Annotated in this window: 18 protein-coding genes and 1 tRNA gene; 9 read left to right on the plus strand and 10 right to left on the minus strand. The window is 71.0% G+C overall.

All coding sequences use genetic code 11. The features are described 5' to 3' along the window. Positions 1-176 precede the first annotated feature (176 nt). Positions 177-788, plus strand: a complete 612-nt coding sequence (locus JMV16_RS00825) for a hypothetical protein (protein ID WP_201492258.1) — start codon at positions 177-179, stop codon at positions 786-788. Continuing rightward, positions 788-1462, plus strand: coding sequence for a hypothetical protein (locus JMV16_RS00830; RefSeq protein WP_201492259.1), 675 nt, complete (start codon positions 788-790; stop codon positions 1460-1462). The genes JMV16_RS00825 and JMV16_RS00830 overlap by 1 nt, the downstream gene beginning before the upstream one ends. Here the strand turns inward: JMV16_RS00830 and JMV16_RS00835 are convergent, their stop codons facing one another. From JMV16_RS00835 to JMV16_RS00870, 8 genes are all read right to left on the minus strand, one after another. Next, entirely contained in the window at positions 1463-2359 is an 897-nt protein-coding gene (locus tag JMV16_RS00835; RefSeq protein ID WP_201492260.1) for a hypothetical protein, read from the minus strand. It lies immediately after the preceding gene. A gap of 14 nt (positions 2360-2373) precedes the next feature. Beyond that, positions 2374-3270, minus strand: a complete 897-nt coding sequence (locus JMV16_RS00840; protein WP_201492261.1) for an ABC transporter ATP-binding protein — start codon at positions 3268-3270, stop codon at positions 2374-2376. Beyond that, positions 3267-3620, minus strand: coding sequence for a GntR family transcriptional regulator (locus JMV16_RS00845; RefSeq protein ID WP_201492262.1), 354 nt, complete (start codon positions 3618-3620; stop codon positions 3267-3269). The genes JMV16_RS00840 and JMV16_RS00845 overlap by 4 nt, the downstream gene beginning before the upstream one ends. Before the next feature lie 104 nt (positions 3621-3724). After that, on the minus strand, positions 3725-4498 hold the full coding sequence (locus tag JMV16_RS00850; RefSeq protein WP_201492263.1) for a zinc-dependent peptidase: 774 nt from the start codon (positions 4496-4498) through the stop codon (positions 3725-3727). Between the two features lie 5 nt (positions 4499-4503). Continuing rightward, the gene (locus JMV16_RS00855; protein WP_201492264.1) at positions 4504-5301 is read right to left on the minus strand and encodes a UDP-2,3-diacylglucosamine diphosphatase; all 798 of its coding nucleotides are present in this window, start codon (positions 5299-5301) and stop codon (positions 4504-4506) included. Next, a complete protein-coding gene (locus tag JMV16_RS00860) occupies positions 5301-5804 on the minus strand; it encodes a peptidylprolyl isomerase (protein ID WP_201492265.1) in 504 nt (167 codons plus the stop codon). The genes JMV16_RS00855 and JMV16_RS00860 overlap by 1 nt, the downstream gene beginning before the upstream one ends. Before the next feature lie 4 nt (positions 5805-5808). Then, a complete protein-coding gene (locus JMV16_RS00865) occupies positions 5809-6366 on the minus strand; it encodes a peptidylprolyl isomerase (RefSeq protein ID WP_201492266.1) in 558 nt (185 codons plus the stop codon). A 46-nt stretch (positions 6367-6412) separates the two neighbouring features. After that, complete coding sequence (locus JMV16_RS00870) at positions 6413-6955, minus strand: tetratricopeptide repeat protein (RefSeq protein ID WP_201492267.1); 543 nt, start codon at positions 6953-6955, stop codon at positions 6413-6415. Positions 6956-7127: 172 nt separating this feature from the next. Here JMV16_RS00870 and cysS point away from each other — a divergent pair, with 172 nt between their 5' ends. From cysS to JMV16_RS00905, 7 genes are all read left to right on the plus strand, one after another. After that, entirely contained in the window at positions 7128-8522 is a 1395-nt protein-coding gene (cysS, locus tag JMV16_RS00875) for a cysteine--tRNA ligase (RefSeq protein ID WP_201492268.1), read from the plus strand. Positions 8523-8527: 5 nt separating this feature from the next. After that, on the plus strand, positions 8528-9262 hold the full coding sequence (locus tag JMV16_RS00880) for a DNA-3-methyladenine glycosylase family protein (protein ID WP_201492269.1): 735 nt from the start codon (positions 8528-8530) through the stop codon (positions 9260-9262). A gap of 1 nt (position 9263) precedes the next feature. Next, on the plus strand, positions 9264-10235 hold the full coding sequence (locus JMV16_RS00885; protein ID WP_201492270.1) for an acetyl-CoA carboxylase carboxyltransferase subunit alpha: 972 nt from the start codon (positions 9264-9266) through the stop codon (positions 10233-10235). Continuing rightward, complete coding sequence (gene tilS / locus JMV16_RS00890) at positions 10235-11170, plus strand: tRNA lysidine(34) synthetase TilS (RefSeq protein WP_236580293.1); 936 nt, start codon at positions 10235-10237, stop codon at positions 11168-11170. Before JMV16_RS00885 ends, tilS begins: the two co-directional genes overlap by 1 nt. A gap of 54 nt (positions 11171-11224) precedes the next feature. Continuing rightward, the gene (locus tag JMV16_RS00895; protein WP_201492271.1) at positions 11225-12502 is read left to right on the plus strand and encodes an aspartate kinase; all 1278 of its coding nucleotides are present in this window, start codon (positions 11225-11227) and stop codon (positions 12500-12502) included. A 36-nt stretch (positions 12503-12538) separates the two neighbouring features. Then, a tRNA-Ser gene (locus JMV16_RS00900) sits at positions 12539-12629 on the plus strand. 72 nt (positions 12630-12701) lie between these two features. Then, complete coding sequence (locus tag JMV16_RS00905) at positions 12702-13979, plus strand: nitroreductase family protein (protein ID WP_201492272.1); 1278 nt, start codon at positions 12702-12704, stop codon at positions 13977-13979. Between the two features lie 3 nt (positions 13980-13982). Here the strand turns inward: JMV16_RS00905 and JMV16_RS00910 are convergent, their stop codons facing one another. Both JMV16_RS00910 and JMV16_RS00915 read right to left on the minus strand, forming a co-directional pair. Then, positions 13983-15497 carry a YcaO-like family protein gene (locus JMV16_RS00910; protein WP_201492273.1) on the minus strand — a complete coding sequence of 505 codons (1515 nt, stop codon included), beginning with the start codon at positions 15495-15497 and terminating at the stop codon, positions 13983-13985. Then, positions 15494-18943: a radical SAM/SPASM domain-containing protein gene (locus JMV16_RS00915; protein WP_201492274.1), complete on the minus strand. Its 3450-nt coding sequence runs from the start codon at positions 18941-18943 to the stop codon at positions 15494-15496. The genes JMV16_RS00910 and JMV16_RS00915 overlap by 4 nt, the downstream gene beginning before the upstream one ends. Between the last annotated feature and the right edge of the window lie 24 nt (positions 18944-18967).

Raw genomic sequence — 18967 nt, forward strand, 5'->3', positions numbered from 1 at the left:
CGATCCGGCCCGCCGGTCGACAGCCAGCCGCCTGGCGGGAGCGCTCCCGCCAGGCGGCTTTTTCTCGTGCGGGGCGCTTTCATCCGCGGGATGCCCGGGGCACGGCAGAAGCACCAGAATGCGCGGCGACGCGGCCCTTGCGCCGATGCCCCGCAGCCCTTCAGGAAGGAAACGCCATGCCACTGCCCGCCGACATCCGCTCCGAAGTTGCCCGCAAGCTCGAGGAATACGAGGGACGGCTCAACCACCTCTACCTCGACTCGGTGGGCAAGGTCACGGTGGGCGTGGGCCACCTCGTCGCCTCGCGCGCCGCCATCGCCGCCGTGCCGCTGTACCAGGCCGTCAACGGCGTGGCCACGGCACAGGAGGCCACGCTGGCCGAGAAGCAGGCCGATTACGACGCCGTGGCCGCCCAGGCCGTGGGCTTCAAGGCTTCGAACTACCGCAAATACACCAAGCTGGTGATGCGCGAGCCTGACATCGATGCCCTCAACCTCAAGCACATCGATACCTTCTATGGCGAGTTGTCCAACGCCTACCGCAAGAGCGCGGGCGCGACGATGGATTTCGACGCCATGCCGCGCAGCGTGCAGATGGCCCTGTTCGACATGGCCTTCAATCTGGGCGTGCCCAAGCTGGTGAGCGTGTTCCAGAACTTCACCAAGCAGATCCGCGCCGGTAACTGGAAGGGTGCGGCCGAGCAGTGCGACAGGCCGCAGATCGGCGCCGCGCGCAATCAGTACGTCAAGGGCCTGCTGCTGGCCGCGGCACAAGCCGCCGCCAAGTGATGCGCCTGGCCCCTCTGAAGCCTGTCCTGGCGCTGGCCCTGGCGCTGCTGACCGCCCATGCGGCACAGGCCGAAGCGCCGCCGCCCACTCGCAACTTCAGCAGCTTCAACCTGCGCGCCTTTGCCGGCCTGGTGTCGGCGCCGGATGCCGGCGAGGCGGTGCTGGACATTGCGCTCGACGACAGCGCCGGCGTCGAGATCACCTTCAAGAGCTGCGCCCAGGTGCAGGTCACGCCCGAGGCGCGCATCGCCGAAAGCCAGTTCGCGCTCTTCCGCCTGCTCACGCTCAACTGCCTGGCGCTGGCGCGCTGGCAGCATAGCCAGCCGGCGCGCGGCAGCCACTTTCCGGCGCAATTGAATGCCAGGCTCCTGGCCGCCCTGCCAGCCGCGGCCGTGCCGCGGCTCAACGACGAAGACCTGGCGCGCCGCGCCGGCAAGACGCTGGGGGCTTTTGAGAAGGCGCTGCGCGTCGAACTGCGCCCCGATGGCTCGGCCCTGGCGCGCTCGCGCGGCGACGAGCGCGTCTACACCGTGATGGCGCGCGCCGATTTTGACGGCGATGGCTTCGAAGACCTGCTGCTGCGCGCCCAATCGCGTGCGGGGCGCGCCAGCGACCTGTTGCTGGTGGCCAAGACCACGCCCACCGGCGCGATCAAGCTGATCTGGCGGCCCTGATCAGGCCCCGCGCTGGCGCCAGACCACCAGCCCGGCAAAGCAGGCCACGGCGAGCAGCAGGCCGCCAACCAGCGTGGGCGAGGCCAGTGCCGCCAGCGCGGCGCCAAGGTCGTGCCAGGCCCAGCCCGGCAGGCCTTGAAGCGCTGTCGAGGGCCCCGAGCCGGTGGGAACCGCCAGGCTGCGCCCGCCGGCGCCAATCAACGCCTGGCTGCCGCCACGCACCAGCGTGGCCAGGGCATCGGCCAGCATGGGCTGGCCGAAGATGCGTTCAAGCACCACGCCGCCCAGGCCCAGGCCCACGGCCAGGATCACCAGGCCCCAACGCTTGAACAGCGCCGTCGCCAGCATCACCAGCAGCATCAGTGGCAGCAGCCACAGTGCCGCCAGGGGCACACCGGCCAGCAGGCGCATGCCCAGCGCCAGGCTGGCCGCCAGCAGATCGCCCCAGGGCAGGGTGAACCAGTCGGCGAAGCCGGCCACGCGCGCCACCAGGGCCAGCGAGAGCGCCAGGCCGCCCAGCGCCCCGGCCGCCAGCGCCGCGGCCGGCACCAGCAGCATGTGTACCAGCAGCGGCACGGCCAGGCTATGCGCGTGGCCCACGGGCAGCGAGAGCCAGAACTCGATGGAGCGGTCGTTGTGGTCGCGTCGCGGCAGGCCGCTCAGGATGACGGCCGAGGTGGTGAGCAAGGTGAGGAAGACGAGGGTGGTGCCGCCGGCGATGCCGGCCATGGCCACCAGGGGCAGCGGCAACTCGGTCAGGCCGTCGTCGTCGTCGAACTGCACCTCGCCGAAGGCCACCAGCACCAGGGCCAGGGCCAGCGGCACGAGGGTCAGCAGGGTCCAGCCGGTGCGGTGCTGCAACCATTCGCGGCGCATCAGGGTCTTGATCAGCAACATGGGGGGCCTCCGGCTCAGAACTGGGTGCGGTCGAGTTCGGGCTTGCGCGTGAGCGCGACGAAGAGATCGGCCAGGCTGGGCCGCACGCGCCGGCCCAGGGCCTGCAGGTGCGCCGGCGGCTCGCCGTCGAAGAGCGACGCGCTGGCCCCCGGCCCGGTGCGGTAGCGCAGCAGCGGGTGGGCCGCCGCCATCTCCTCGGCCACGGCAGCGTCGTGGCTCAGCGCGACGAAGCGGCGGTCGATGTCCTCGAGGCTGATGGAAAGCGCCAGGCGGCCCTCGTTGAGCATCAGCACGTCGGACAGCAGGCTCTCGATCTCCTCGACCTGGTGGGTGGAGATGATCACGCTGCGCTGACCGTCGCACCACTCGTCGATCAGCATCTCGTAGAAGGCCTTGCGCGACAGCAGGTCCAGGCCCAGCGTGGGTTCGTCCAGGATCATCAGCCGCGCATCGATGGCGGCGATCAGCGCCAGGTGGGCCTGTACCACCATGCCCTTGGACAGCGTCTTCACCTTGTCGGTGAGGCCCACGCTGGTGCGGCGCAGCAGGGTGCGTGCGCGCTCGGCCGAGAAGCGCGGGTGCAGGCCGCCCATCAGCTCGATCAGGTCGCCGACGCGTGCCCAGCGCGGCAGGATGGCGACGTCGGGGATGTAGCAGGCCGATTGCAGCAGCGCGACGCGCTCGCGCCGGGGGTCCAGGCCCAGCACCTGCAGTTCGCCTTCTGCGCGGGCAAGGCCGACCATGGCCTTCAACAACGTCGTCTTGCCAGCGCCGTTGTGGCCCAGCAGGCCGACCACGCGGCCCGGGGCGATGCCGAAGTTGAGGTCGTCTACGGCGCGGCGGGCGCCGTAGCTGATGCTCAGGCTTCTGGCCTGCACCAGCAGGGCGCCATCGGTGGCGGGGGCGTTCATGGCTTGTCCTCCCAGTTCAATTCGTTTGCGGCAATGCCCAGCCGGCGCAGCCTCTCGCGCAGGCGCGGCCATTCGGTGGCCAGGAAGCGCTGGCGCTCGGCGGCACGCAGCCGCTCGCGGGCGCCCGGCATCACATAGAGGCCGAGACCGCGGCGGCTTTCGAGCAGGCCCTCGTCGCCCAGGGCCTGCAGTGCGCGGTTGACCGTGAGCGGGTTGAGCAGGTAGCGGCCGGCCAATGCCCGCACCGAGGGCATGGCCTCGCCCTCGGGCGGTTCGCCGTCCAGCAGCGCGGCGGCCAGCATGTCGGCGAGTTGCTGGTAGATGGGCTGCTTCTGGTCCCAGGCTTGCATGGAACCCCCTCGGGCGTGTTGCTGATGTAGCACACCATAGCAGCGGGGCCCGCCCCGGCACCAGTTCGGCGCGACGAACTGCCGATCACGCCGATGAGCGGCAGTCAATCGCGCCGGCGCGGCGGCGGCATCTCGGTGGCCGGGTCCTGGCGGTAGCAGGTGGCGAGCAGGGCGTAGAGCGCCGGGTGTGCCGCCTGCAGCTCGCGCGGCAGCACGAAGAAGGCCTCGCTGGCGACGGCGAAGAACTCCTGCGGCGCCACCGCGCCATAAGGGTCGAGCAGGGTGTCTTCCTCGTTGACTTCACCGCCATCGACGCGGGCGCAGAAGCGCTCGTACTCGTCGTCGAGCACAGCCAGGCCCTGCTCGGGGATGAGGCCGGCGTAGTCCAGCACATGGGCGAATTCGTGGATGACCACGTTGTAGGCGCCTTCGCGGCCGGCGCTGTACACGTCGCGCCAGGACAGCATCACCGGCCCGCCGTCCACCGCCTCGCCGGCCAGGGCCTCGTCGTATTCGTGGACGACGCCGTCGTCGTCGGCCACGCTGCGGCGGGCGTTGACGGCGTCGGGGTGGACGACGATGCCGACGAAGCCGTCGTAGCGCGCCAGCCCCAGCCGCAACACCGGCAGCACGGCCTGGGCCGCGATGGCCACGACGATGGCGTCGGTCAGGCGCAGGCCACCGGCGGCGGCGAATTCCTTGCGGTCGAGAAAGAGGCTGCTCAGCCGGCGCAACTCGGCCTCCGCGGCGGCGTCGTGGCGGCGCAGAAAGGGGTAGCGCACCAGGGTGCGCTTCCACAGGTCGTCGGGGATGGCGCGGCGGGCCAGCGCCTCGTCTTCGCGCCGCGCACGCAGGCCCCGCCACCAGCGCGCCAGCATCGCGCTCAGGCGGCGGCGGGTGCCACGCGCTCGAGGCGGTCGCGCGTCAGGCGCAAGACTTCGGCGCGCTGGCCGTGGTCCAGATCCCAGTCGCTCAGCACATGGCGCTTGAAGCCGGGCGCCAGCAGGCTGCTGCCCGGGCGGTGGGTGTGGCCATGCACCAGCTCGGCCGCGCCCAGAGCGTGCAGCCAGCGCACCGCCTCGCCGGCATCGACATCGGCGCCGGCCATGCCCTCGAAGCGCTGGCGCTCGCTGCTGACGCGGCGGATCTCGGCCGCGATCCGCAGCCGCTCGGCCAGCGGGCGGGCCAGGAACTGCGCCTGCCAGGCGTCGCTGCGCACCTCGGCGCGAAAGGCCTGGTAGGGCGCGTCGTCCAGGCACAGTGCGTCGCCGTGGCTGAGCAGCAGGCGCCGGCCCCAGGCGCCCAGCACCGTGGGGTCGGGCAGGCCCATCATGCCGGTGGTGCCAAGCACGCCGCAGCTGGCCAGGAAGTCGCGGTTGCCCACCATGAAGCCGATGTGGCGGTGGCTGGCGGCGGCAGCCAGCGTTTCCAGGCAATGGCGCTCGAAAGGCCGTGTCGCAGCGTCGTCGCCGACCCAGACCTCGAACAGGTCGCCGAGGATGAAGATGGCGTCGGCCGGCGTGTGCTGCAGATGCGCGGCAAAGGCCTCGAAGGTGGCCGGCATGGACTCGTTGAGGTGCAGGTCGGCGATGAAGTCGATGCAGTGCCAGGCGCGCGGCGCCTCGAACTCGTTCAGCGAGGGCAGCGCCGCCGGGCCGCCGCCAGCGGCGCGCTCGCCCATCAGTCGACGACGCTGGCGGTTTCTATCACCACGTCTTCCAGCGGCACGTTCTCGTGGCCGCCGCGGTTGCCGGTGCGCACGCCCTTGATGGCGTCGACGACCTCGGTGCCCTCGACGACGCGGCCGAACACCGCATAGCCCCAGCCGCTGGCGTTCTCGGCGCGGAAGTCGAGGAAGTCGTTGTCGACGACGTTGATGAAGAACTGCGCCGTCGCCGAATGCGGGTCTCCGGTGCGCGCCATCGCCAGCGTGTACTTGCGATTCTTGAGGCCGTTGTTGGCCTCGTTCTTGATGGGCGCGGCGGTTGCCTTCTGCTTCATGCCGGGGGCGAAGCCGCCGCCCTGGATCATGAAGTTGGAGATGACGCGGTGGAAGATGGTGCCGTCGTAATGGCCCTTGGCGACGTAGTCGAGGAAGTTGGCCGCTGACAGCGGGGCCTTCTCGTCGTCGAGTTCGATCCGGAAGGCTCCGGCGCTGGTCTGCATCTGGACGAATTTGCTCATGGCTTCAGTTCTCCACGGTGGCCTTGCGGATGACGACGGGGGTGACCGGCACGTTCTGGTAAGGGCCGGCATTGGCGGTGGGCACGGCGCGGATCTTGTCGACCACGTCCATGCCCTCAAGCACCTGGCCGAACACGGTGTAGCCGTTGCCGTCGCGCGAATTGGCCTGGTCGAGGAAGGCGTTGTCGACGACGTTGATGAAGAACTGCGAGGTCGCCGAGTTGGGCGCATTGGTGCGCGCCATCGCCAGCGTGCCGCGCACGTTCTTGAGGCCGTTGCCGCTTTCCAGCGGGATCGGCGGCCGCGTCGGCTTTTCCTTCATGTCGGCGGTCATGCCGCCGCCCTGGATCATGAAGCCGGCGATGACGCGGTGGAAGATCGTGCCTTCGTAGTGGCCGGCCTTCACGTATTCGATGAAGTTGGCGGCCGACTTGGGCGCTTTGGCGGCGTTGACCTCGACCACGATGTCGCCAGCCGACGTGGCCAGTCTCACCTTCTGTGCCCAGGCGGGAAGGGCGAGCGCCAGTGCCGCGGCCAGCAGCAGGAAGCGGGGGTTCTTCAAGGGTTCACCTCTGAGGGTTTCAAGGGATGGGAGATCGGGGGCGAGTCTAGCGGGCCGTGCGCGGCGCACCGCCGGCGAGCAGGGCGCGCGCTTCGTCGAGCTGGCGCTGCAGCGCCACGTCCAGCGGACCCTGCGCGCCCAGCTGTTCCCAGGCCTGCACCGCCAGCAACAGGTGTACGCGGCCGAGATTGGCGCGTGCAATGCGGTGGCCGGGGTCGTTGCGCAGCGCTGCTTCCAGCGCCAGGCGCGCCGCCTCATAGTCACCGCGGCGGGCGCGCAGCAGCGCGATGTTGTTGTAGGGGTCGGGCAGTTCGGGCCAGCTCTCGGCCATGCGGATGTAGAGCGCCAGCGCCTCGGTATCGCGGCCCTGCTCCATCAGCACCAGGCCCAGCAGGAACTGCGCCGCCGCGTCGCCGGGCTGGGCCGTGGCCGCCTTCTCGGCGCGCTGCAGCGCCTGGGTCAACTCGCCGCGGGCCATCAGCGTGCGCACCGCGGCGGCCTCCTCGGCCATCCTGTCGGCACGCACAGGCGCGGCGGCCAGCAGCAGCGCGGCCAGGGCCAGGACAAGGGAGAAACGGGGCAGGGGCATGTGGGGGGATGGGGCTTGGCCGGACCTTGCGTCGGCGGCGGGCGGCAGCGTGGCCGCCGCTATACTGCCCGCGCATTCTATCGACGGCCCGGCCGCAGCCCTGCGCAGCCGGCCGCCGTTCCTCGGCGCAGTCCCCGGCGCCCCGTCCTGCGAGCGCCGCCTCGCACCAGCCATGACCCTCCGCATCCACAACACCCTCACGCGCCGCCTCGAGGCCTTCACGCCCATCACGCCGGGCCAGGTGCGCATGTATGTCTGCGGCATCACGGTCTACGACCTGTGCCATCTGGGCCACGCGCGCTTCATCCTGGCCTTCGACGTGGTCTACCGCTGGCTGCGTGCCAGCGGCTATGCGGTGAACTATGTGCGCAACATCACCGACATCGAGGACAAGATCATCCGCCGCGCCCTCGAGCGCGGCATCAGCATCCGCCAGCTCACCGACGAGATGATCGCGGCCATGCACCGCGACTTCGCCGCACTCGGCGCCGCCGTGCCCACCCACGAGCCGCGCGCCACCGACTACGTGCCGCAGATGCTGGACATCATCGGCCGCCTGCAGCAACGCGGCCTGGCCTACCAGGTGGCGACGGCAAGCAATGGCGGCGGCGACGTCAACTTCTCGGTGCGCCGCTTTCCCGGCTACGGCAAGCTCTCGGGCAAGTCGCTCGACGAGTTGCGCGCCGGCGAGCGCGTGGCGGTGCAGGACGGCAAGGAAGACCCGCTGGACTTCGTGCTCTGGAAGTCGGCCAAGCCCGACGAACCCGCCGACGCCCAATGGCCCAGCCCCTACGGCCCCGGCCGCCCGGGCTGGCACATCGAGTGCTCGGCGATGAGCTGCGCCCTGCTGGGCGAGCCCTTCGACATCCACGGCGGCGGCCAGGATCTGCAGTTCCCGCACCACGAGAACGAGATCGCGCAGAGCGAGGGCGCCAGCGGCGGTGCCGAGTTCGTGCGCACCTGGATGCACAACGGCTTCCTGAACATCGACGACACCAAGATGTCCAAGAGCCTGGGCAACTTCTTCACCATCGCCGATGTGCTGAAGAAGTTCGACGGCGAGACGCTGCGCTTCTTCATGCTGCGCACGCATTACCGCAGCCCGTTCAACTTCAGCGACAGCCTGCTCGAGGAATCGCGCAGCGCGCTCAAGCGCCTGTACACCGCGCTGGAGGCCGCGGGCGACCCCCCGGCGCTGGAGCACATCGACTGGGACGAGCCGCGCGCCGCCGCCTTCAAGGCGGCGATGGACGAGGACTTCAACACCCCGGGCGCCACCGCCGTGCTGTTCGAGCTGGCCAGCGAGATCAACCGTGGCCGCCATGAAGACGCCGCGCTGCTGCGCGCGTTGGCCGCCACCGTGGGCCTGCTCGCCAGCCGCGCCGCCGACTATCTGCGTGGGGGCAGCGGCCTGGACGCCGCGGCCATCGAGGCCCGCATCCAGGACCGCATCGCGGCCAAGAAGGCGCGCGATTTCGCGCTTGCCGACCGCATCCGCGACGAGCTGGCGGCCCAGGGCATAGAGCTCAAGGACTCGGCCCAGGGTACGAGCTGGGTCAAGGCCTGAAGCCCATGCCCCGGCTCCAGCGCGAAGCCGCGGCTGCGGCGGTGGATGCCGCGGTGGCGGCCACGCCAGCGCCAGGAGCGCCAGCCGTCACGTCGGTCGAGACCCCCGCCGAAACTCCCGGCTACTGGGACGAAGCCTGCCGCCACCTCGGCCGTCGCGACCGCGTGATGAAGAAGCTCATCCCGCGCTTCGGCGAGGCCCGGCTCAGCACCCGTGGCGATGCCTTCACGACGCTGGCGCGCTCCATCGTCGGCCAGCAGATCTCGGTGAAGGCGGCGCAGTCGGTGTGGCTGCGCTTCGTCGCCATCGCCAGCCCCCAGGGCCTGCCGCTGCGGCCGGCCGTGGTGCGCGAGCTGGCGGTGGACGCGATGCGCGGGGCCGGTCTCTCGGCGCGCAAGTGCGAGTACCTGCTTGACCTGGCGTGCCACTTCGGCGACGGTGCCGTGCACGAGGCCGACTGGCTGGCGATGGACGACGAGGCCATCATTGCCGAGTTGGTGGCCATCCGCGGCATCGGCCGCTGGACGGCCGAGATGTTTCTCATCTTTCACCTGCTGCGCCCCAATGTGCTGCCGCTCGACGACGTCGGCCTCATCAAGGGCATCAGCCTCAACTACTTCAGCGGCGAGCCGGTCTCGCGCGCCGAGGCCCGCGAGGTCGGCGAGGCCTGGGCGCCTTTTCGCTCGGTGGCCACTTGGTATATTTGGCGCAGCCTCGACCCCCTACCAGTGGAGTACTGATTTGTCCAAACGCCACTTCCTGGAATTCGAGCAACCCATCGCCGACCTCGAGTCCAAGATCGACGAGCTGCGCTATGTGCAGAACGAATCGGCGGTCGACATCTCCGACGAGATCGAGCGCCTGAGCCAGAAGAGCCAGCAGCTCACGCGCGATATCTACGCCAGCCTCTCGCCCTGGCAGGTGACGCAGATTGCGCGCCACCCGCAGCGTCCCTACACGCTGGACTACGTGCGCGAGATCTTCACCGACTTCGAAGAGCTGCACGGCGACCGCCATTACGCCGACGATCTTTCCATCGTCGGCGGGCTGGCCCGCTTCAACGGCCGCGCCTGCATGGTGCTGGGCCACCAGAAGGGTCGCGACACGAAGGAACGCACCCAGCGCAACTTCGGCATGAGCCGCCCCGAGGGCTATCGCAAGGCGCTGCGCCTGATGAAGGTGGCCGAAAAATTCGGCCTCCCGGTCTTCACTTTCGTCGACACCCCCGGCGCCTATCCCGGCATCGGCGCCGAGGAACGCGGCCAGAGCGAGGCCATAGGCCGCAACATCTTCGAGATGGCCCAGCTTGAGGTGCCCATCGTCAGCACCATCATCGGCGAGGGCGGCTCCGGCGGCGCCCTGGCCATCAGCGTGGCCGACCAGGTGCTGATGCTGCAGTTCAGCGTCTACTCGGTGATCTCGCCCGAGGGCTGCGCCTCCATACTCTGGAAGACTGCCGAACGCGCCTCTGACGCCGCCGAGGCCCTGGGCATCACCGCCCACCGCCTCAAGGCCCTGGGCGTGATCGACAAGATCGTCAATGAACCCGTCGGCGGCGCTCACCGCGACGTGCCCTGGATGGGCGCCCAGCTCAAGCGGGCGCTGGCCGATGCGCTGCGCCAGAGCGCCGACCTTTCGGTCAAGGAATTGCTGCAGCGCCGCTACGAGCGCCTGCGCTCCTACGGCCGCTACAGCGACACCAAGGAAAGCTGATGCCGCCACCGCGCCGGGTGGCCGTGGCCGCCAGCGCGGGCCGCGACTCGACGGCGCTGCTGCACTGCACGCTGCGCGCCGCCCAGCCGCTGGGCATCGAAGTGCTGGCTCTGCATGTCCACCACGGCCTGATGGAGCAGGCCGATGACTGGCTGCAGCAGGTGCGCATGCAGGCCCGGCGCTGGGGCGCGGTCTTCGACCACCGCCGCCTGCAAGGCGGCCCGGCCGCCGGCGACAGCCTCGAGGCCTGGGCGCGCCAGGGCCGCTATGGTGCGCTGGCCGAGATGGCGGCAGAGGCCGATTGCCCGCTGGTGCTGCTGGCCCACCATCGCCGCGACCAGGCCGAGACCTGGCTGCTGCAGGCCCTGCGCGGCGCCGGTCCGGCCGGGCTCTCGGCCATGCCGCTGCAGGCCCATCGCGCCGGCATCGTCTGGGCCCGGCCCTGGCTGACGCTGCCGCGCGAGGCCATCGAGGCCTATGTGCGGCGCCACCGCCTGCGCCATGTCGACGACCCCAGCAATGCCGACCGCGATCTCGCACGCGGGCGCCTGCGGCGCGAGGTCTGGCCAGCGCTGCGGGCGGCCTTTCCCCAGGCGGAAACGGCGCTGGCAGCCGCAGCGGCACGCGCCCAGCAGTCGGCGCAGCTGGCCGAGGAAGTGGCGGCACTCGACCACCCCGCGGCCGTCGTCGAAGGTCTGCTCGCGATCGCCCCCTGGCGCGAACTGCCGCCGGCGCGGCGCCGCAACCTGTTGCGCGCCTGGCTGATCGACGCCACGGGCGTGCTGCCGCCCGAAACCCTGCTCGTCCGGCTGGAGCAGGAGCTGCCCGGCCCCGGCGCTCGGCGCTGGCCGGCCCCGGGCGGCGAACTGCGCCTGCAGCGCGGCCACTTGAGCTTCACGGCCGGGCCGGTCTGGCGGCGGGGCGCGCCCGGCTAGAATTGCCAGCTTTTGTGCATGGCAGCAAGCGCAGCGCGCTGCAAACAGACCGCGATGGCATTGATCGTTCACAAGTATGGCGGCACCTCGATGGGCTCGACCGAGCGCATCCGCAGCGTGGCGCAGCGCGTCGCCAAATGGGCGCGCGCCGGCCACCAGATGGTGGTCGTGCCCTCGGCCATGTCGGGCGAGACCAACCGGCTCCTGGGCCTGGCCAAGGAACTGCTGCCCAATGCCAACACGCCGGAGGCGCTGCGCGAGCTCGACGCCGTGGCCGCCACGGGCGAGCAGGTCTCGGTGGGCCTGCTGGCGCTGGCGCTGCAGGCCCAGGGCGTGCCGGCGGTCAGCTACGGCGGCTGGCAGGTGGCCATCGAGACCGATTCGGCCTTCACCAAGGCGCGCATCTCGCGCATAGACGACGACAAGGTGCGCGCCGACCTGTCTGCGGGCAAAGTGGTCATCATCACCGGCTTCCAGGGCATCGACAGCGAAGGCAATGTCACCACGCTGGGCCGTGGTGGCAGCGACACCTCGGCGGTGGCCGTGGCGGCGGCGCTCAAGGCCGACGAATGCCTGATCTACACCGACGTCGACGGTGTCTACACCACCGACCCGCGCATCGTGCCCGAGGCCCGGCGCCTGGCCACCATCAGCTTCGAAGAGATGCTTGAGATGGCCAGCCTGGGCAGCAAGGTGCTGCAGATCCGCTCGGTCGAGTTCGCCGGCAAGTACCGGGTGCCCCTGCGTGTGCTGTCGAGCTTCACGCCCTGGGACATCGACATCCAGGAAGAAGCCAATTCGGGCACCCTGATCACTTTCGAGGAAGACGAGAAGATGGAAAAAGCCGTGGTGGCCGGCATCGCTTTCAATCGCGACGAAGCCAAGATCAGCGTCATCGGCGTGCCCGACAGGCCCGGCATCGCCTTCAGCATCCTGGGGCCGGTGGCCGATGCCAACATCGACATCGACGTCATCATCCAGAACGTCTCGCACGACGGCAAGACCGACTTCTCGTTCACCGTACACCGCAACGACTACACGCGCACGGTCGACGTGCTGCGCAACAAGGTGCTGCCGGCCATCGGCGCGGCCGAGGTGCGCGGCGACACCAAGATCTGCAAGGTCTCCATCGTCGGCATCGGCATGCGCAGCCATGTCGGCGTGGCGAGCAAGATGTTCCGCACCCTCAGCGAAGAGGGCATCAACATCCAGATGATCACCACCAGCGAGATCAAGACCAGCGTCGTGCTCGACGAGAAGTACATGGAACTCGCGGTGCGCGCGCTGCACAAGGCCTTCGGCCTCGACAACGAAGCCATCGCCGAAGGCTGAGGGCTCAAGGATGCGGCTAGAATGGCCGTCTTCGCCGGAGTCGTGACCGAGTGGCCGAAGGTGCTCCCCTGCTAAGGGAGTATGCGCCAAAAGCGCATCGAGGGTTCGAATCCCTCCGACTCCGCCAAGTGCCCTGGCCCTGGTTCCAGGCACTTTGAAATCAACGCCCCACCGGGGCGTTTTTTCATGGTGGTGCACGATGTTCTGCAATCCGCCCCAAGCCCTGACGCGCCTGCGGCTGGCCCCCGATGTCGAATGCCGCATCGCGGATGGCAAGGCCGAGATGGTGGTCGGCGGACAGACTGCACTGGCGACCCATGATGAGCCCTCGCTGCGCCTGCTGGCTGCCCTACGGGCCGGCACCCAGCCCGCGGGCCATGGCCATGAACTCGCGGTGGCCGTGCGGCAGTGGTTGTCCGCCGGCGTTCTCTGCGTCGAGTTCCTGTCCACCGCTGCAGGCCCGGCCCTTGCGCGGCTGCATTCCACCGGCTATGCCCAGGCCCTGCGCATCGATGAGCCGCCCGCAGGCTGGCGCTTGCGGAGGGGCGCGGTGCTGTGGGCCGAAGATGAGGGCTGGCGCCTGCGCCATCCGCTGTCGCGCTTTGAGGTGTGGTTCATGCGGGCGTCGATGCTCGATGAGTTGCGGGCCGGCGCAGGCTCGAATGCGTCGCTGGCGCGCGCTCTCTGGGCTGCCAACTTGCTGGAGGCCGCCGGCGAAAGCGCACCGCAGGCGACAGGCTGGAGCGCCGAAGACCTGCTCTTCCACGCCGCCACCCGTCGCCACGCTGACCATCGCGCCCGCGGCAAGCGCCTGATCCGGCCCGACTGGGCGCCACCACGGCCGGCGGTCGTGCCCAGCGCCGCCCCGAGCGAGGCCTTGCGCCAACGCCTGCGGGCCGTCTCTTTCGAGTCTGTGCTGGCCGCTCGCCGCAGCGTGCGCGGCCCCTTGCCGCCGCCATCCAAAGATGAATTGCTGGCCCTGCTCAACGCGGCTCAGGCCGAGCGTGGCGACAGGCCTACGGCACCCTGCCGCGCCTACCCGATGGCCGGCGGCCTGCAGGCCTCGGACTTTCATCTGGTGATGGCGGCCGATGCGGACGCGCCGGCCATGCTCTACCGCCACGATGCCGCGGCAGGCCTCCTGCAGCCGGTCGCCGCGCCGGCCGGCAGCGCCGAGCGCCTGCTGGAAGAAGCCGGTCAGGCCTGGGGAGCCAGCCACGGCCGGCCTTGCGCGCTCATCGTCATCAGCACCCGCCTGGCCGAACTGGGTGCCCGCTACGAGGCCACGGCCTACCGCCTGGCCCTGCTGGAGGCCGGCGGCGCGCTGCTGCTGCTGAATCAGTTGGCCACGGCCTTGGGCCTGGGCGCCTGCGTGCTGGGCAATGGCGACAGCGAACTCTTTGCGCTGGCCTCGGGCCTGCCCGAGCATGAGGCGCCCGCCATCGCCGAGATCGCCATCGCCGGCCGCTTGGGCTGAGGCTCAGCGGTAGGGATGGGGCCCCGGCGCGGGGGGCCAGCCCGCGGCCTGCCGGTCGGCCTCGGGCGTGCCGATGCGGCCGAAGTTGAACAGCGGCCAACCTGGCGCCAAGACGCGGTGAACATGGAAGCCGGCCGCCGCGATGTCGGGCGACTGGATCGCCACGACCACGGCGGAAGGGGCCGCCTCGGCCATCAAGGCCTGCAGCGGCGCCGCCCCTGCTTCGGTCGGCAGCGGGCCGGTCGGCCGCGTCGCGCGCCGAATGGCATCGACCAATGCGCGCCCGCGCTGCGGCCCGGCATGCCAGCGATGGTGCGAGGCGGCATCGTCCAGCATGCGCAGGCGCGGCTGCTTGCGCAGGGGCTCGGGGTTCCTGACCAAGCCCTGCCAGCCCGACGCCGCTTCGAGCAGGGCGGCATCGGCCGCGGCCTCGATGTGCAGGCGTGCCGCGCTGCCGACCAGGAACCACGGCGCCTCGTCGTGCCACAGCAGGGCGAGAGCGACAGCCGCCTGCGGCGCCCGGCCCAGCAGCGAAACTTGCCACTGCACGCCCGCCGCGTCCAGGCGCTGGCCGAGTTCTCGCGCCGCCGCACCCAGGTGGGCGGCACCCAGGGCCTGGCCGAAGTCCTGCAGATGCCAGGCGCGCGTCATCGTGCGGCGTTCCCACAGTTCCAGCAGCGCGCGTTCGGTGGCCTGGGCCGCGCTCAGGTGGGCGGCCGTGCCGTGTGAGTTCTGCGGGGCGTAGCGCGGCTCGTCGGGCCGCCATTCGCGGCTGAGGTAGGCCGCCGCGGCCGGCACCCAGACCTTGGCGCCGTCGCGCAGCCGTTCACCGCGCACCCAGCCTATGCGCTGGCGGCCATCGAGCCGGGTCAGGCCCGCGGCTTCGCGCTGGGCCTCCGAGAGGCCGAAAAGCTCCGCGCCCAGGCTTTCTCCGGGCGCCAGTTCGCCGCGCCGCGCCAGGCGGATGCGCGACAGATCGGGCCGCAGCGCGCTGTAGCGCTCGACCGCCTCGCCCAGCAGGCCTTGCGCTGCCGCCTCGGGCGTGAAGCCGTGGCCGCGCACGCCGATCTGGTCTTGCAGCCGCGGCATGTGGACACGGCCCGAGAGGCCGTGGCACAGCGCGTCGGCATCGACGCCCGGCGTGCGGCGCTGCAGGTCCGACACCAGGCCCAGCAGCGGGTCGCGCAGCGCGGCCAGCGGCACGGCGGGCGCACCCTTGGTGGGACTCTTGGGTGCAGCCGAACAGGACGGGCAGCCAGGCACGGCCAGCAGGGCATGGACGAAGGCCTGGCCGCCGTCCAGGCGCAGCACCGGCGCCAGCCAGCCGGGGCCGGGGTCCTGGGCCGCCAGCAAGGCCTGCAGTTCGGCATTGGGCGCGGGTTCTATCGGGCCCTGGGGCGCGAAGCCGGCCTCGCGCAGGCGCTGGCCCAGGCAGGCGATGCAGGGGCCGCCGCGCCGCCGGCGCATCAGGCAGAGGCCGGCGCGCGTGCGCCAGCCCATCAGGGCAGGGGGCTTCACCGGGGCGGCGGAGCGTCCAGATCTTCCAGATGGCGGCGCACACCGTTGCGGAAGGTGGCGCGCATCATCAGGCAGAAGTCGTCGTGCGGCTTGCCGGCGATGGAGCCGGTGGCGGCATGGCTTTGCGCCATGCAGCCGCCGCCGCACAGGCCTTCGACCTCGCAGCCGGCGCAGCCTGCCATGCCGCCGGCATGGCGGGCAGCCACGTCGTCGGGCACGGGGATGCGGTGCTCGGCGGCGACGCTGGCGAGATCGGCGTATTCACTGTCAGGCACGGCATGGCAGACCATCAGGCCGCCCGCCGGCGTGACGTAGAGCTCGCGCCCGGTGACGCCGCAGAAGTGGCCGGTGGGCGTGCTGTCGGCGAGCAGCATCTCGTCGGCCACGCGCAGCTCGCCGGTGACCGGCAGGCCCAGGCGCCGGCCCTGCGCCCAGGCGGCTTCCAGCGCCTGCAGCATCTCCTGCGCCTGGCCGGGCTGCAGCGCCGGGCCTATCACCGGCTTGATGCCGACCGACAGCGGCGCATCGGGGTGCTGGTAGCGCAGCGCCGCGACATGGTCCAGCAGAGCCGGCAGGCCGGCGGCGTTGAAGGGCGTCAGCGTCACCGCGATGACCAGCGGCACGCGCGCCGCCACCAGGGCACGCGCGGCGCGGTCCACGCGCTCGAAGCTGCCGCGCTGGTTGCGGAAGACGCGATCGCGGTCGTTCACCGCGCCCACGCCGTCCATGCTGAGGTAGACCAGCACGTCGCCGCCCAGGGCCTGCAGCGCTGCCACCTGTTCGTGGTGGATCAGGGTGCCATTGGTATTGACCAGCCAGCGCACCGCGCCCGCCGGCAGGCCCGCGGTGGCGGTGGCGAAGAGATGCTGCATCAGCGGCCAGTTGAGGAAGGGCTCGCCGCCGAAGACGCGGATGGTCGAGCCCGGCAGGTCGCGCGGCTCCAGCAGGTCGCGCCAGGCGGCGACGGCGCGGTCGGCGGTCTCCACGCTCATGGCCTGCCGCTTCTTGTCGCCCTCGTAGCAGTAGCTGCAGCTCATGTTGCAGCCGCCCTCGATGGTCAGGCGCAGGTGGTAGCCGCGGCGCGGCGCCAGTTGGCCGGCGCGCCAGCGGCGCAGCAGGTCGGGGCCATTGGGCAGGGGGCGCACCAGGGCTTCGATGTCCTCGACCTCGAGATTGCGCTCCTGCAGCGCCGGCCAGGCCGCGGCGGTGGCAGGGTCCAGTTCCACGGGCCCGCCGATGATGCGGTGGTAGACGAGGGCGCGGCTGCCAAAGGCCAGCAGGCGCATGGGCCGGGCAAACTGCGCCGGCGGGCGCAGGCGTGCCGCCAGTTCGGCCTGCCAGGCGGCCAGCAGCGACTGCAGATCCTGCCCCGCCAGGCCTTGCACGCCAGCGTGCAGCGGGAAGGCCGCGCTGCGCCCGCGCAGGCCGCGCGCCAGCAAGGCGTCCAGCAAGCCATCGAAGCCTTGGCCCAATCCCCGCACGAGGAAGTCGACGAAATCGTGCGCCAGCCGGTAGCCGGGGTTGTCGTCCACCGGCAGTTCGGAGAACTGCAGCAGCGTGCTGGCTGGGCTGCAGCCCTCGGCACCGGCCAAGCAGGCGGTGACGAATTCGGCAAAGGCCTCGGCATGGGGCAGGGCGCCGGCCAGGCGCTCGGTATCCATGGTGGCGCCGGAGGCCCATTCGCACAGGCCTTCCTCCAGCCAGGTCGGCACGCGCAACCCGCGTTGGCGCAGCGCGACGTGGGCGAGCTCGTGAGCCAGTTGTTGCTGAAAGACGCGCAGCCGCGTGCGCCCACCTTGCCGCAGCACGGCGACGCAGGCCGGCCCCTGCAGCACCACCACGGAGGAGGCCACCGTGCCCGCCATCCAGCGCAGCCAGGGGGCATCGTCAGGCAACTGGGCGGCACGGGCAAAGCAGGCGGCATCGGCGGCAATGAAGACGGCGATGGGATCGACCACCGGCCGCAGCCGCGACGGCAGGCAGGCCACGGCCTGTTCCAGATGCGGCGCCAGTGCCTGCGCGGTGGCTGCAGTGGGTGCATCGGCGGCACCCAGGAGCAGGCCGCAGAGGCGGGTGAGCGAGGCCTCGTGCGGCGCCAGCGTCTCGAAGCGCTGGAGATCATCGCTATCCGTGCCGGGCTGCAGGGCGCCCAGCAAGCGCAATTCAGCCAGCGATTCAGCCAGCGCCTCGGCGTCGAAGATCTCGGCCGCTGCTGCTGGCGTGGCGCCGGGCAGGAAGAAGTCGAGCAGGTCGACCACGCCCTCAGAGACCTCGATGCCGGCCGCCGGCCAGGCCGGGTGCTGCAGCCGCCATTCGCCGTCCTGCTGCGGCGTGGCCGCCAGGTGCAGCGCAGTGCGCAGGCGCTCGTGCTCGGGGCTGGCAAACATGCGGGCGGCTCCTCGGGCCAGTTGGCATTCGGCGTCGGGCTGGGCCTGCACGCCGGCGTGGTAGCGCACCATCATGCGCAGATAGCCGCGGCATTCGCGCTCGATGGCGCAGCCGCGGCAGGGCGCGCAGACGGCGCGCCACTCGCGTTGCAGCTGTTCCTGCATGTCAGGTGCGATGGCCGCCGCAACGTGCTCGAAATGGCGATCGGGGAAGTGAGGGCGGAAGACGCGGCCATCGGGCCGCACCACCACGCTCACTGGCAGCGCGGCCGCCTCGCCGGGTGGGCGGCTGCCGCTGGTCCAGGGCCCGCTGACCGAGATTCCCAGTGCCAGGGCGCGGGCGCGCGCCGCCATCAGTGCCGGCAGCACCTGCCCGGGCTGGCCTACGCCCTGACCCACGGGGTCGTCGGGCAGGGCCAGGAAGACCTGGTCGCAGCCGGCTTCATGGGCGCGTTCCATCAGTGCCACCAGCCGGTGCAGATTGCTGCCGGTGATGACGACATTGAGCTGCATCGCCACACCGGCCTGGTGCAGCAGGACCAGGCCGCGCAATGCGGCGCTCAGGCTGGCGGCGCCGCTGTGCAGGCGGCGCTGGGCGTTGGATTCGAGGTCGGGCCCGTCCAGGCTGACATGGGCCCGCGCGCCCAGCGTGGCCAGGCGCGCGGCCAGCGCCGCCGTCACCAGCGTGGCATTGGTGTTGACGATGGGCGTGAGGCTCAGGCCGCCAGCGCGCAGGGCCTGCACCGCGGCTAGCGCGGCCTCCAGGCCCTTGGGGTTGACCAGGGGTTCGCCGCCATACAGCGATAGATCGAAATGCGCCACGCCGCGCTCGCCCACGCACTGCGCGAAATCGTTGATGGCCCGGCGCACCAACTCCGGGCTCATCACGCGCCGCCCCGGCCGCTGGCCCTCGGGTACGGCGCTGGCCTGCTGCTCGGCGTGGAAATGGCAGTAGCTGCAGGTCAGGTTGCAGCCGTCAGCCAGCAGCAGGCGCAGATAGGGCGCACTGGCCGTGCGGGTCTGCTCCACATGGGCCAGGGTGCCGGGCGCGGCGGCCACGTTCAGCCCCCGGCGCCCGCGCCA

The organism is Rubrivivax sp. A210 (assembly GCF_904426505.1).
Classification (GTDB): Bacteria; Pseudomonadota; Gammaproteobacteria; order Burkholderiales; family Burkholderiaceae_C; genus Rubrivivax.